The organism is Candidatus Tisiphia endosymbiont of Hybos culiciformis (genome assembly GCF_964030975.1).
Taxonomy (GTDB): domain Bacteria; phylum Pseudomonadota; class Alphaproteobacteria; order Rickettsiales; family Rickettsiaceae; genus Tisiphia.
The window spans coordinates 1,955,903-1,970,456 of record NZ_CAXIQH010000001.1; the positions used below are offsets into that span (position 1 = coordinate 1,955,903).

Annotated in this window: 16 protein-coding genes and 1 pseudogene; 8 read left to right on the forward strand and 9 right to left on the reverse strand. The window is 33.1% G+C overall.

Annotated features, from left to right (window positions below):
- Positions 1-102: 102 nt before the first annotated feature.
- Positions 103-240, forward strand: coding sequence for a hypothetical protein (locus ACQH2P_RS10565; RefSeq protein WP_425364050.1), 138 nt, complete (start codon positions 103-105; stop codon positions 238-240).
- Here the strand turns inward: ACQH2P_RS10565 and metG are convergent.
- Positions 215-1,744, reverse strand: a complete 1,530-nt coding sequence (gene metG / locus ACQH2P_RS10570) for a methionine--tRNA ligase (protein ID WP_425364051.1) — start codon at positions 1,742-1,744, stop codon at positions 215-217. The genes ACQH2P_RS10565 and metG overlap by 26 nt on opposite strands.
- A 360-nt stretch (positions 1,745-2,104) precedes the next feature.
- On the opposite strand from metG, the gene ACQH2P_RS10575 reads away from it, so the two are divergent.
- Positions 2,105-3,595 (forward strand): carboxypeptidase M32, encoded by a 1,491-nt coding sequence (locus tag ACQH2P_RS10575; protein ID WP_425364052.1) that lies wholly within the window; start codon positions 2,105-2,107, stop codon positions 3,593-3,595.
- A gap of 100 nt (positions 3,596-3,695) precedes the next feature.
- On the opposite strand, the gene ACQH2P_RS10580 is transcribed toward ACQH2P_RS10575, so the two are convergent.
- From ACQH2P_RS10580 to ACQH2P_RS10605, 6 genes are all read right to left on the reverse strand, one after another.
- Positions 3,696-3,830, reverse strand: coding sequence for a hypothetical protein (locus ACQH2P_RS10580; RefSeq protein ID WP_425364053.1), 135 nt, complete (start codon positions 3,828-3,830; stop codon positions 3,696-3,698).
- Positions 3,831-4,105: 275 nt separating this feature from the next.
- Entirely contained in the window at positions 4,106-4,234 is a 129-nt protein-coding gene (locus tag ACQH2P_RS10585) for a hypothetical protein (protein WP_425364054.1), read from the reverse strand.
- A 64-nt stretch (positions 4,235-4,298) separates the two neighbouring features.
- Positions 4,299-6,275 carry a UvrD-helicase domain-containing protein gene (locus tag ACQH2P_RS10590; RefSeq protein WP_425364055.1) on the reverse strand — a complete coding sequence of 659 codons (1,977 nt, stop codon included), beginning with the start codon at positions 6,273-6,275 and terminating at the stop codon, positions 4,299-4,301.
- Positions 6,276-6,389: 114 nt separating this feature from the next.
- A complete protein-coding gene (rimM, locus tag ACQH2P_RS10595) occupies positions 6,390-6,914 on the reverse strand; it encodes a ribosome maturation factor RimM (RefSeq protein ID WP_425364056.1) in 525 nt (174 codons plus the stop codon).
- Positions 6,915-6,929: 15 nt separating this feature from the next.
- The gene (locus ACQH2P_RS10600) at positions 6,930-8,273 is read right to left on the reverse strand and encodes an MFS transporter (protein WP_425364057.1); all 1,344 of its coding nucleotides are present in this window, start codon (positions 8,271-8,273) and stop codon (positions 6,930-6,932) included.
- 135 nt (positions 8,274-8,408) lie between these two features.
- A complete protein-coding gene (locus tag ACQH2P_RS10605) occupies positions 8,409-9,353 on the reverse strand; it encodes a D-alanyl-D-alanine carboxypeptidase family protein (RefSeq protein WP_425364164.1) in 945 nt (314 codons plus the stop codon).
- Positions 9,354-9,496: 143 nt separating this feature from the next.
- Between ACQH2P_RS10605 and ACQH2P_RS10610 the strand changes: the two genes are divergently transcribed.
- Positions 9,497-9,655, forward strand: a complete 159-nt coding sequence (locus tag ACQH2P_RS10610; RefSeq protein WP_425364058.1) for a hypothetical protein — start codon at positions 9,497-9,499, stop codon at positions 9,653-9,655.
- 334 nt (positions 9,656-9,989) lie between these two features.
- Positions 9,990-10,400, forward strand: coding sequence for a cytidine deaminase (gene cdd, locus ACQH2P_RS10615; RefSeq protein WP_425364059.1), 411 nt, complete (start codon positions 9,990-9,992; stop codon positions 10,398-10,400).
- 65 nt (positions 10,401-10,465) lie between these two features.
- Here the strand turns inward: cdd and ACQH2P_RS10620 are convergent, their stop codons facing one another.
- On the reverse strand, positions 10,466-11,365 hold the full coding sequence (locus ACQH2P_RS10620; RefSeq protein WP_425364060.1) for an endonuclease/exonuclease/phosphatase family protein: 900 nt from the start codon (positions 11,363-11,365) through the stop codon (positions 10,466-10,468).
- A 544-nt stretch (positions 11,366-11,909) separates the two neighbouring features.
- On the opposite strand from ACQH2P_RS10620, the pseudogene ACQH2P_RS10625 reads away from it, so the two are divergent.
- Positions 11,910-12,548 (forward strand): annotated as a pseudogene (locus ACQH2P_RS10625) (IS256 family transposase); the annotation flags it as partial.
- 119 nt (positions 12,549-12,667) lie between these two features.
- Here ACQH2P_RS10625 and ACQH2P_RS10630 read toward each other — a convergent pair.
- Complete coding sequence (locus ACQH2P_RS10630; RefSeq protein ID WP_425364061.1) at positions 12,668-12,802, reverse strand: hypothetical protein; 135 nt, start codon at positions 12,800-12,802, stop codon at positions 12,668-12,670.
- Between the two features lie 249 nt (positions 12,803-13,051).
- On the opposite strand from ACQH2P_RS10630, the gene ACQH2P_RS10635 reads away from it, so the two are divergent.
- The 3 genes from ACQH2P_RS10635 to ACQH2P_RS10645 form a co-directional block, all read left to right on the forward strand.
- The gene (locus tag ACQH2P_RS10635; RefSeq protein ID WP_425362589.1) at positions 13,052-13,285 is read left to right on the forward strand and encodes a hypothetical protein; all 234 of its coding nucleotides are present in this window, start codon (positions 13,052-13,054) and stop codon (positions 13,283-13,285) included.
- A 30-nt stretch (positions 13,286-13,315) separates the two neighbouring features.
- Complete coding sequence (locus ACQH2P_RS10640) at positions 13,316-13,549, forward strand: hypothetical protein (RefSeq protein WP_425362621.1); 234 nt, start codon at positions 13,316-13,318, stop codon at positions 13,547-13,549.
- A gap of 38 nt (positions 13,550-13,587) precedes the next feature.
- Positions 13,588-14,554 (forward strand): IS66 family transposase (locus tag ACQH2P_RS10645; protein ID WP_425364062.1); only part of this gene is annotated, 967 nt, incomplete at its 3' end.

Sequence of the window (14,554 nt, forward strand, 5' to 3'; positions counted from 1 at the left end):
CTACGGTCTTCCTCGCAAGGACGGATAAGCTTTACACACTCCTCGCTAATAAACGGGGTAATGTTAATCGGGTTAGCTATATAGTTATGCTCATAGGATTAGGTGATAAAGAACATAACGATTGTAAGTTGTCATTCCCGCGAAGGCGGGAATCTAGATACCTGCTTTCGCAAGGTTAACACAAAGTTTGTATCACCTAATTCAATAGGTTTCACTATACCTGAAATCTTGGAAATATAGCTTCTGGCTGACTGATGGTACTACCTGGAGTTAAATTAAACTCCTTAGTTAAATGTTTAAACATTCTCTGATTTTCTGCTACACCAAGCTGCTCAAGCATTTTACTAGCCGAATCAGGGATAAATGGCTGTAACATTATGGCAATATATCTTAGTGTTTCAAGTAGTGTATACAACACCTCACCCATCCTTATAGGATCAGTTTTTTTTAACTGCCAAGGAGCTTCTCGGTCTATATAAATATTTGCTTCTTCAGTTAAAGTAATAATATTTTCTAACACCGAGTTAATATCAAATCTATCGATAAATATTAAATTTTCCGATATAATTTGTTGGGATGTTTTAATTAAAAATGATTCATAAATGCTATTGATAGATTCTTTGCTAATTAACGGAATTTTTGCATCATTATTCTTATACACAAAGGCTAGGGTTCTCTGCAACAAATTACCAATTTTATTAGATAGCTCACTATTGGTTCTATTAATCAAACCACTTCGAGAATAATTGCCATCGGAGCCAAATATTATCTCTCTCATCAAATAATATCTAACTGGATCTAAGCCAAATTCTTTTATTAATTGCAGCGGTTCAATTACATTTCCTATAGATTTCGACATTTTCTGCCCCTCAATAGTCCACCATCCATGTGCCATAACACATTTTGGTAGTGGCAACCCCGCTGCCATCAGAAAGGCTGGCCAGTATACTGCATGAAAACGTAATATATCTTTACCAACTACATGCACATCAGCTGGCCAAAACTTATTATATTGGCTTGTATCATTTGGGTATCCTAAAGCCGAAATATAGTTTGTTAACGCATCAAGCCATACATATATTACATGCTTTTCATCATTTGGTACTTTAATCCCCCATTTAAAACTAGAACGTGATATAGATAAATCATACAACCCTGATTTAACAAAACTAATAACTTCATTACGTCTACTATTTGGTTTGATGAAATCAGGATTGGTATCGTAAAAATCCAATAATTTATCTTGCCATTTTGATAAAGCAAAAAAGTAACTTGGCTCTTCAACCCATTCAACAGGAGCCTGTGTCGGTGCTAATCCATCTGCTGTTAATTCTGATTCATTATAAAACGTTTCATCACGTGTAGAATACCAACCTTTATAGCTACCTAGATAAATATCACCATTATCAAGCAATTTTTGCCACAAACTACTTACCGCTTGTTTATGCCTAGCTTCTGTAGTTCTAATAAAATCATTATTAGAGATGTTCATTGAATGCATTAATGTACGAAAAGTTTCAGACACTGTATCAGTAAATATTTGCGGTTCAACATTTTTGGCAATAGCCGATTTTTCCACCTTCTGACCATGTTCATCAGTACCTGTTAAAAACATCACATCTTTACCTGATAAACGCATAAATCTTGCTATTACATCAGATGCAACACTTGTATAAGCATGCCCTATGTGAGGTATATCATTGACATAATAAATCGGAGTAGTAATATAATATGTGTTTTTCATAATGGTCAATTTATAATAATGCAAATTCGTGATAATTAGTTATCCAGAATTTGGATAATTATACTAACCCGATTAGTTTAGCCATAGTAAATTGATGTCATTGCGAGGAAATCATAAGACCGACGAAGCAATCCTGTTTTGTCATCCCTGCGAATGCAGGGTTCTTAGATTCCCGCCTACGCGGGAATGACAACTACAATTGCTTCGCCGGCTCACGGTTCCTCGCAATGACGAAGTAATGTTAGTCGGGTTAGCTATATATGTAAAAAATTAAGATTCTATATTTATTATAGTGATTTTTACTAAACTAGTATACTATAAAAATAGTTAAAACAACTTATTAAAGTAGGGAATAATTGTATGAAACATTATGCATTGTTAGAACAAGAATTAGAGCAAATTTCTCAAATTAATAACGTAATTAATATACTTTATTGGGATATAGCAGTAAACATTCCACAAGGATCAATTGATAGTAGAACAGACGAAATATCACTACTATCTTCCATAGCACATTCTAGATTAAAATCACCAAAACTCGGTGAATTAGTAGAAGCTGTTTCTGAAAACCTAAATATGTTAGATATCTGGCAGTTAGCAAATTTACAAGAAATAAAAAGACGGATCGTAGAATCTAACTGTATAGATGATGATTTAAGGAAAAAATATGTTATCGCTAGTGCAAAATGTGAGTTAATTTGGCGAAATGCTAGAAAGAATAATGATTACCTATCACTTAAACCTTACCTACAAACAGTATTAGATTGCGTACAAGAAATGGCTAAATCTAAAGCTGCAATATTAAATTGTACTAAATATGATGCTTTGCTTGACACATATGATCCTGATCGTAAGCTAGATGAAATTAAAATAACTTTTAATAATATCAAAAAACACATACCGGAATTAATTGGTCAGGTAGTAGAAAAGCAAAGTAGAGAACATGTTTTACCTATAGCTGATAGTATTAGTAAAGAACAGCAAAAACTAATTGCCAAAAGGCTTATGACAATAATGGGGTTTGACTGCACTAAAGGTAGACTAGATGAATCGGCTCATCCATTTTGTCAAGGCACTCCTGATGATATTAGGTTAACTAATAGATATGACGAACATAATTTTATTTCAGGAATCATGGGAATTATACATGAAACTGGTCATGCTTTATATGAACAGAATTTGCCTAGCAAATATAAAAATCAACCCGTAGGTAAGGCCAAGGGTATGGCTGTCCACGAAAGTCAGTCTTTATTTATGGAAATGCAAGTAGGTAGATCACGAGAATTTTGTGAATTTCTATCAATGTTACTTAAGGATGAGTTTGCATTCAAAGGACAAGAATATTCTGGGGAAAATCTTTACAAATTAATGACCAGAGTAAAATCTAGTTTTATTAGAGTAGAAGCGGATGAAGTTACTTATCCAATGCATGTAATAGTTAGGCTTGAACTAGAAGAATTATTAATTAGCGGAGATCTAGCTTTGAATGATTTGCCATATTATTGGAATAATAAGATGAAAGAATATTTAGGAGTTACTCCACCAACAGATACAAATGGATGTTTACAAGATATACATTGGCCAATGGGAAGTTTTGGTTATTTCCCATCTTATACTAATGGAGCAATCATTGCTTCAATGGTTATGAAAAAAGCACAAGAAGTGAATCTTAATATAAAAAAGGAAATCACCAGAGGAGAATTCAACGGTATAAACCAATTCTTGAATAATAATCTTAGAAACTATGGATCTTTAAAAAGTACTGGTGAATTAATTAAAGACGCTACAGGTGAAGATCGAATTCAATCGGAAATATTTTTAAACTATCTCAAACAAAAATATTTACATTAATAGCATTTATAGCTAATCAGATTAGCATTTGCCCATTTGGTTAGCTATATAGTCGCTCAGGGCAGTTTAAAAGTCGCAACTAATGATATAAAATACTAGATTACAGCACCGTCATCGCGAGCCACGAAGTGGCGTGGCGATCCAAATAAACAGCTTGCTGTTTTATTTTTGCCGTTGCAATTTTTTGGATTGCCGTGTCGTAGCGAAGCGGCTCCTCGCAATGACGTTTATGCATTTCTCAAAACAGATTCTTATATAGTGAAACCTATTGAATTAGGTGATACAAACTTTGTGTCATACCTGCGAAAGCAGGTATCTAGATTCCCGCCTTCGCGGGAATGACAACTTACAATCGTTATGTTCTTTATCACCTAATCCTATGAGCATAACTATATCTAGATTCCCGCCTTCGCGGGAATGACAAGGGAGTGCGGGAATGGTGCTAAAACTGTGATGTCATCACTAACCCTGTCACCCCTAACACCATGTCACCCCTGCGTAGGCAGGGGTTTAGATTCCCGCCTTCGCGGGAATGACAAGGGAGTGCCGGAATGGTGCTAAAACCGTGATGTCACCCCTGCGTAGGCAGGGGTCTAGATTCCCGCCTTCGCGGGAATGACGGGAGTGCAGGAATGGCACCTTTTGCGTTGAAACGTAGTAGATGTTCTGTTTTTAAACTTTTGATGAAACCACTATATAAAGTTTAAAAAGAAAATTTGTGTTTTGCACCTAGGTAATTAAGCTGTTTGGTTGAAGAAGTTCTAACACAGACGTCATTCGGTATTTCCCTAATAAATCTAGAAGGAGAGGATCTTACTATTTCATGAAACATGAAACGACTTTCGGCATAAGTAATATACAGATCTTTCTTCGCTCTAGTAATACCAACATAAGCAATTCTTCGCTCTTCTTCTAAGCCTTTCTCTCCCTCTTCATTCAGTGATCTTTGATGTGGGAAAACCCCCTCTTCCCAACCTGGCAGAAAAACTAAATCAAATTCAAGACCTTTAGCAGCATGCAGTGTCATAATACTAATAGAGCCGCCAAAATTTGATTCTAATGCCTCATTTTCCATTACCAAACTAGAATGTTCGATAAAGTCTTGAATATTACCAAATTCTGCAATTGCTCTCAGCATTTCATTAATATTTTCAATCCTACCAAGTGCCTCATCGGTCTTTTCTTCTTGTAACATTGGCAGATAACCTGATTCTTCTAATAAAGCTTTTGTCACGTTAAACGCTGGCTCGTCTTGATATCGCAAATTCCAATTATCGATGTTAGTAATTAACTGATTTAAACTATCTTTAACTTTATTTTTTATAGCTCCTTCTTGTAACATTTGACGAATAGCAACAAAAACAGGAATGTTATGTTCAGCCGCATAATCTTTTATTTGTTTTAATGTAGTATTGCCAATAGCTCTCCTTGGAACATTTATTATACGTTCAAGAGCAAGACTATCACTATGATTTAAAGTAATACGTATGTAGGCAAGTAAGTCGCGTATTTCCATTCGTTCATAAAACTTAAGACCACCAATTATTTTATATGGTAATGCATTACTAATAAGCACTTCTTCAAATGCTCTAGTTTGAAAACCAGCTCTAACTAATATCGCAACTAACCCGGCATTATACTTACCTTCTGTAACTAATTTGTCAATTTCAGATACAACAAATCTTGCTTCTTCTTTATCATTCCAACAAGATATAATTTTAATTTTCTGTCCGTCATTTTTATCGGTCCATAAGGTTTTACCATGACGATTCTTATTATTGTCAATTACACTGGATGCAGCTGATAAGATTTCTGAACTAGACCTATAATTTTGTTCTAATTTTATTACTGTAGCATTTGGAAAATCTTTTTCAAAACGTAATATATTACCAATTTCCGCACCACGCCAACCATATATAGATTGATCATCATCACCAACGCAACAGATATTTTTGGTGTTACTTGCAAGCATCCTAGCCCAAAGATATTGGACAGCGTTGGTATCTTGATATTCATCAATTAGAATATATTGATATCGTTCCTGATAATGCTTTAATATTATAGGATTTTTTATAAATAACTCATTATTGTACAGTAGCAAATCTCCAAAATCTACTACGTTAGATGCTAATAAATTTTGCTGATACTCGTCATAGACAAATTTTGTCACTTTATGAATTGGTAGCTTAATGTCAGATTCCGAAAGTTTATGCGGCAATAATCCTTGATCCTTCCAACGTGAAATAATAATATGTAGCACTTTAGGGGCATATTTCTTGGGATCTATATTTCTTTGCTTAACTATGTCTTTAACCAATTTAAGCTGATCATCATGACTAATAATAGTAAATCTACTGTTTAAGCTAAGATTCAAATGCTCTGCTTGCTGGCGTAGAATCTTGGCTGCTATAGAATGAAAGGTGCCTATGTTTAATCCATAACAATCAATCATTTTACTGATTCGATCTTGCATTTCTCTAGCAGCTTTATTGGTAAAAGTAACTGCTAAAATATTGTTAGGTGAAGCTAAAGCCTGATTGATTATGTTGGCTATTCTCGTTGTTAATACTTTAGTTTTACCAGTTCCCGCTCCAGCCAGCACGAGAAGAGGGCCATGCACGTGTAAAGCCGCTGCTAATTGCTGATGATTTAATGAATCTAGAAAGCTTTGTTGCGTCATTATCTAATGCCAATGGAAAATGGAAATGTTAATATCAGCGGGTAATGGATAGGTTAATCCACAAAAATACTCTAGCACATTAATCGTATAACATCAAATATTAATCCTTTATAGCTAAGCCGGATAGGTTCTTGATGTTGTTATATTCACATTCAGGTTAAGAATAGCATGCTCTTTAGTAATTACTGGGAAAAACTGTTTGTTAAAAGGAAATAACTCTACTGTTTTATCGCTGACAAACTCAATTTCAATAATATCACCTGCATTAAAATTAAAAATATTTATAATTTTTCCTATAATGACTAAATTGGTATCTAGTACTAATAAACCTCTTAAGTCTTCAATATAAAATTCGTCTTCATTTAAGGAAGGGAAGTCTTCCCTATGACAAAAAATCTTACATCCTTTTAATCCTTCGGCTAACGTCCTATTATTCACCTGGTTAAATCTACATATTATATCACCTTTAGAATTTTGACTAAGTAGTTTAAGAACAATTTTTTCTCCTAATTCATCAACTAAATTCATTTTAATAATATTAGTATTTGGCATAGTAAAAGATTTGACGTAAACATTACCCTTTATTCCTTGTGCTGATAACACTACCCCAACAAAAATTAAACCTTCTTTAGACATCATCGATTATACAACCACCTAATTCATTAAGAGAAACCATTTTTTCTTTTTAGGATATCTTCCAGTTGCTTTCTCTAGTTTCTCAAAATGCAATATCCCAAATGTGTATCCTATCATGACTGGAATCATAATAATCAGCAATCCATAATTACCTAAATATTCCGTTAAATAAATAAGCCCAAAAGATGTGATAATATATATCACTGTACGTGATAGAGCAAACAAAACAGCACTATAAGTGAAGTGCTTAAAGACAGGGAAATATATGTAGAAAATTGATATAGCTGGAGTGACATCAAGTACAAAAAACATCATGAATGCCTGGAGCAAAAAAATATCAAATGGTGTTCTAACATTATCTAATAAGTATGGATAAGCTAAAATAAAAATCCAGAAAATTACTACTCTGATTTTCAAAATTACTATAGGATATATATAATACCCTAAATATATCAATGGTAAAAGTCCTAACATTTCTATCACTGAAACGAAGAAATTTTGTTGGATAACTTGTTCAGCTGTATAACCAAAATCATTTCTAAGAATTTCTCCACAATGAATAAATGCTAAATAAAAAAATACTGGCCAAGTACAATGTATTAAAAATAAAGACAAAGCTGTTATTCCATTAACTTTTTTTACAGTAGAGTTCTTTTGCAAATTATTTTGTTCTTCATTAATGTCTGCAGAAGTTCTTTTCATTTGACACTTTGCATCAACAAATTCTGGTGTTTCCCGTAGAGTAGTCCTAGCTACAGAACCGATTAATGCAACCAATGCACCTATCCCAAAAGCATATCGCCAATTGAAATTGTAAGAGGTAGTAATAGATACAATTCCCAAAGCAAATGTTCCCCCTAATGCCGCTAAGAAACCCAATAATGATATAGCTGAATATTGTTGCGGTGGTTTTATAGTTTCAGTCAAATATAGTTCTGCCCCTACTATTTCCCCCATAGAACTCATACCTTGCACAATACGGCATACTGATACAATCACAGCAGCAGTGATACCTATTTCAGCATAAGTTGGTAAAATAGCAATGGTAATACAAGAAACTGCCATCATAAAAGTGGTGATAACAACGGTTGCTTTACGCCCTATATTATCACCAATCCATCCAAAAACTAATGCCCCTATAGGTCTTAATAAATATGTTGTACAAAAAGTAAAGGCAAAAAGTAATTGTGCTATATGTGGGTCATATTCCGGAAAAAAAAGTTCATTAAGAACTACCGCCATATGTATATAGAGCATCAGATCAAAATATTCTAGGAATGTACCGATTGAGAGTAATCCTATAGCCTCTTTGTGCTTTCTAGTTAAATGAGTTTTAATAAATACCTCATCTTCTTGTATCAATTTGCTCATATTTGTTTCCTACTCCTTACTCAACACCTATTACTAAGCAATTAGTTATGTGTTTTATAAAATTGTCTTAAGCCTAAACTTTAGGTCGTAAGAAACTAATTTACAAACATCATTTTCTTACGCCCCCTAGCTTCGAGCCAACTTTCTCCTGTTTTTTACTTTAGGCTTTGTTGCCACTTTAGTTGATTTTGTTTTTCTGAGATATGTTTTCGATGGCACCGCTATCAATTTATTAGACATAATATTATCACTACTCGACTGACCAAAATGTGTATCTAATAGTTTTACCATTGCCATATCTCTAGACCCAGCAGTTCTACCCCCTGTAACAACAGCAACCAAAGATTTCTTGTTTCTAGTTGCTGCAGTAATCAAGTTATAGCCAGCTGGAATGGTATAGCCAGTTTTTAACCCTTCAACTCCTTCATAAGTTTCATTCACTTTATTATGCCCTCTTATAGCATTACCTCTGAAAACAAAGTCATTTTTAGAAAAATAACTATAATATTTGGGAAAATCTCGCTTAATAGCTATAGATAGTTTTGCAAGATCCCGAGCAGTAGTTTTTTGACAAGGATGATGCCATCCAGAAGCGTTTTTAAAATAAGTATCTTTCATACCAAGTTGATGGGCACGAATAGTCATCAACTGAGCAAATTTTTCCTCACTACCTTTAATATTTTCAGCTACGACCATAGCTGCATCGTTTGCCGATTTAACAACTAGAGCTAAAATAGCCTCTCTTACAGTAATAGATTCTTTTGCTTTAAGCCCTAGTTTGCATGGTAGCATTTTCTCTGCATTTTTTGAAACATATAATTTTTGATTTATTGATAACCTACCAGATTCCAATGCTTCAAATAATAAATACAAAGTCATTAGTTTTGTCAATGAAGCCGGATATATTTTAGTAGTAGAATTTCTATCATGCAATATTCTACCGGTATTGTAATCTACAACAAGACTTGTTTGAGTTGGTAAGGATACAGGTTTTTTTGCAGCATAAGCAGGACATGAGCTTATACTGAATGTTATTATACAGGAAAAAAATAGCAATAATCGCATTAGTATAATTATATGTTTTAGGAATCTTCTTATTAAGATAGAATAATATTACAAGTTATGGCAAGGTTAAAATATAGTTAAGATAAAAAAATTATCCCAAGCTATAATCTTTAAGAATTTTTAATATATAGTTATGCCTATAGGATTAGGTGATAAAGAGCATAACTATTGTAAGTTGTCATTCCCGCGTAGGCGGGAATCTAGATACCTGCTTTCGCAGGTATGACACAAAGTTTGTATCACCTAATTCAATAGGTTTCACTATACATATCCTTCTTGATTTTGCTTTGAGCGGCAAAATCATTTAGGGATATCTTTAGTATATGTCAAACACTATGAGTCCACCGCTAAAAGCGGTGGCTTAGCATTTAGGATAGTTATTCGGTCTTATACAATTTGTTTAAAGCAAACTTTTTAGGAGAGTACTTATTCTGTGTACGACTATTTCACAGTCAAGAACTTATCAAGTCACCCTCTTATAACTACTTATAACACTTTTTTAAGATATAAGAACCTAGTTCTTTTTATAGAATTTTATTATCTTTTTTATTTTATGTTAATTACTCATTTTTGTTTTCCTTGCAGAGAAATGAGAGTTATAATGAAGTGAGATAATAATCAATCCATAAGTAGAATGCAACTATGAAGTTTACTTTATCCACTGATGTCAAATTGGATCTAATATCGAAAGCACAATCTGCCTGTGAAAAAGCTTATGCTCCTTATTCAAAAATCTGCGTAGGTTCTGCTATTTTAACGAAAGCAGGTAATATGTATGAGGGGTGCAATGTAGAAAATGCTAGTTATAGTCTTACAATATGTGCCGAGAGAAATGCCATATTTCAAGCTGTTATGGCAGAAGGAAAAGATATGAGGCTTAAGGTTATAGTAGTAACAACATTATCAAATGAAATGACATTTTCTCCCTGTGGAGCATGCCGTCAGGTTATAGCAGAGTTTGGTGATGATGTAACTGTTATCTATAAAATACGTGATGAATGGATCGATTCTACTATACAATTGTTATTGCCCAACAACTTTAAGTTGTTGTAACAAAAGGTATAGTATTAAAATACTTTCTTAAAGAATATAACAAAATACCTTTTTATTTTTAGGAACTATTTTATAGTCGCCGTCTTTGGTATATTAATCTCTAACAATAGTGGCGAGTGATCAGATACTTCGTCTTTTAATACTTTGAAAGTGTTTACAATAATTTTAGGAGAAGTAAAAATATAATCAGCAAAACTTTCTTTTTTTGTATACATACTTGTACGTGTAGATTTAATATTATATATTCTAATCAGGTTTCTCATACCATTTTCAAGTATCTTCACACTTGTTGTGTCTAAAGTTAAATTAAAATCACCACATAATATTTTATGTGTATTAATAGTACTAACAAAATCTTTAATCCTTTGTGATTGACTTATTCTTTCTTGAGTATCAGTTTTACCCATACCATTCCATAAACCATGTACATTAAAGATAGTATAGTCTTGATCATCAATACGAAAGTTAAGCCATTGCATCTTTCTAGAATGAGTAGGACCACGACCTATATAATTTGGATTATCATGGATGTTAATATCTCCTTTTGCTAATATATTAAATTTCTTTTTTATAAACATCCCAATACCATATCCATTGCCTACAATTGGTGTAAAAAAGGCACTATGCTTTGGAAGTAATACACTTATTTCTGAAAAGATATTAAGGCTAACATCCTTATCATCAGTTGATATTTTATGCAAGGCATTATTATATACTTCTTGAAAACAAAAAATATCAATATCCGTGTGTAATTTTATAAATTCTAGAAGTGGTTGTCGTATATGACCTCCCCATATGTTAAAACTGATAAGTTTCAAATTTTTTGTCTGCTCACTTTTATTTTGTACTATTATACTTTGTGATTTTGTAGAATACAACCCTGATCCTGTGTTATCCCCAATTGTAAATAAGGGATAACACATAAATAAACTACTAAAAATTAGTACGCTGATTCCTTTTCTCATTAATTTAGCTCCTTACATTAGCATCGGGATTAAACATTGGGAAATCCTAATTTATTAGAGATATAAGGAAGATTAATGTCTATTCTTTCTAAGAAGCATATGCACAAAAACCTTATAACCCTTATATCTAAAGCAATTTTTATAGCTTATCCCGAAATTTGCATTTCCTTTTTTTAACTCATTGTATAATTATTTAGCAAACTAACCTCATAATTCTTTGCAAATCTATTGAACAATAATTTTAAAGTGTAAATTGTAATAAACTATTGCCCCCCCTTGACCACAAAAAAAATTAGTTAATTTTGGTTAAAATTCAGATAAAATTCCCTAAAATCATTGGTAATTTTTAATTTATATAATAGTATATTATTTTAATCTTTATTCTGCATCTTTTCCTCCTCTAAAACTTTTATAGTTATGCTCATAGGATTAGGTGATAAAGAACATAACGATTGTAAGTTGTCATTCCCGCGAAGGCGGGAATCTAGATACCTGCTTTCGCAGGTATGACACAAAGTTTATATCACCTAATTCAATAGGTTTCACTATATCTGGTAGAAAAGATATATTGGGATTATGGATCAGTGAAAATGAAGGGGCAAAATTTTGGCTTGGTAATTTTACTGAAATGAAAAATAGAGGATTAAAGGATATACTGATTGCCTGTAGTGATAATCTTACTGGTATGTCTGAGGCGATAGAAGCAGTTTATCCAAAAACAGAACATCAATTATGTATTGTACATCAGATTAGAAATAGTTTAAAATACGTATCATATAAAGATAGGAAGCAGGTGGCTAGCGATTTAAAGCCGATATATACTGCAGCAACGGAAGAACAAGCACATTTAGCTTTAGTATATTTTGAAGAAAAATGGAATAAACAATATCCACAAATTGCCAAATCATGGTATAATCATTGGGATAATTTAATGATTTTTCTAGGATATCCAGAGGCAATTAGAAAGGTAATTTATACCACTAATTCAGTTGAATCTGCTAATAGTCAATTGCGTAAAGTAACAAATAATAAGCGTGTTTTCCCTAGTGATAGTGCTGTTTTTAAAAGCTTATATTTGACAATTGACTATATGACCAAAAAATGGACTATGCCTATTCCCAACTGGAATGAAGCTATGGCTCATTTGATGATCAAATTTGAAGATAGGCTTAACAAAATTTAATGACCTATTTTGGAAATTTTGTGAGTAGGTCTAACCAATCACTCAATTAGACCCCTCCTCAGAACCGTACGTGCGGAACTACCGCATACGGCTCCCGAAAAGTAAGATAGGTTTTAACCTTATTGTTCTTCTAGCATCTCAAAATCGATAACATGTCCAAGATTATTGAACTTTATTTGTTGATTTTGTGATGCTAACAACTTTATACGTTCAAGTTTTGTTAACCATGTATTTCCGTCTCTGAGTACGGTCATTGTTTCCCCCTTACGTTCTTACCTTTCTGCCAGCCCTTCGCTCCACTCCCATTACGGAGTTTCACCACTACTACAACGTATACTTGCAGCAAAACTGCATAACTCTATTAAATTTTTTTGGTAGTATGAATTTATTTTATAAATTTGGGTTCCTACTATGCAAATATCACCGATTAGTAAAAAAACTGGTTGAAAAACTATCAGTTATACTATAACATTTCAATTATTAAACGTAATGAATGAATCAAAATGAAAAAGCCAAAAGTAGCGACCTTAAGTGCTGAGGAACGAGAAGAACTAATACAACATATTAAGGCAAGTTCATTAACAGGAGATGATCAGCAAGCGGTGATAGAACTTGTGAAATTTTGTAACGAACTAATAGACAAGCTAGCATCATCAAACATCAGTATAAATAAGCTTAAGGAGATGATGATTGGTTTTAAGGCAGATAACAAAAAAAAGATAGTTCAGATTCATTAAAAGAACCACCGAGTGAATCTGATAATAAGAATGGTGGTAATGAAGAAGAGTACGATGAGTCCAAGAAGAGAGATCGCAGTAATTGGCAAGGTAAATATGGATTTGATGATTATCAGGATGCGAATACCAGCTATTTATCTCCTGAGAATTTTTGTAGTGGTGATAGCTGTCCTCACTGTGATAATGGTAAACTCTATAATAGTGAAGCTAGAAAATTGCTACAATTTACAGGTAATGCTCCAATTACAGTCAACAGATATGTAAAGAAAACGTTACGCTGTAATGCTTGCGATTATACAGTTATGAACAATAAAAATATCAACAAATGGACAAATAGTAGCAAAAGTGCAATAGTGTTACAAAAGACCTACGGTACTCCCTTCTATCGTTTATCTAGGTTGCAAAGTTTAAGCGGGGTTCCTGTATCCCATAGCTCGTTGTGGCAACAATATTTAGATGTTTGGCAAGAAGGTGGTGGAGCTGAAATTTACAGGGTATTATTGGAAATGGCTGCCGAATGTAGTTCACTGAACCTTGATGATACTAGAACCAGGATTTTAGAAATTACTGTAGCCAATAAAAAATTACGTACTCAAAATAAGAAAGGACGCAGCTGTTATACCACTACTATATGTGCTAAAACTACAAATAATGAGGTGATAGTTTTATATTTTACCGGTAATAAGCATGGCGGGGAAAATATTGGTAACGTACTAAAGAATCGTAAGAATAGGACTGATTCTATTCATTTAATGACTGATGCAAGTAACAATAATAACCCGGTATTATCAGAAGCAGATAAAGAATTACTGGCAATAATAGTGATGATCAATTGTTTGTCACATGGGCAGAGAAAATTTACAGAGAATGAACCATATTACCCTGAAGAATGCGGATATTTTCTCAAACAGACTGGTGGGATTTACCATAATGAACATCAATGTAAAGAGATGAGCCTTGAGGAAAAGCTGAAGTACCATCAGGAACATAGCAGTAAATATATAGAAAACATATATAACAAAATAGACGAATTATTTAACGACAAGAAAGTTGAGCCTAATAGTAGGTTTGGGCAAGCTATGAAATATTGGTTAAATAATAAAGAAGGTTTGACGCAATTTTTGAAAATTCCAGTTAGCAGTCTTGATAATAATTGGGCTGAGAGGTCACTACGTACCATTATTTTACAAAGGAAGAATTCATTATTCTTTAAAACAATCAATAGTGCTGAGATACATAGTGGTCTGTATAGTATAGTAAAGACTTGTA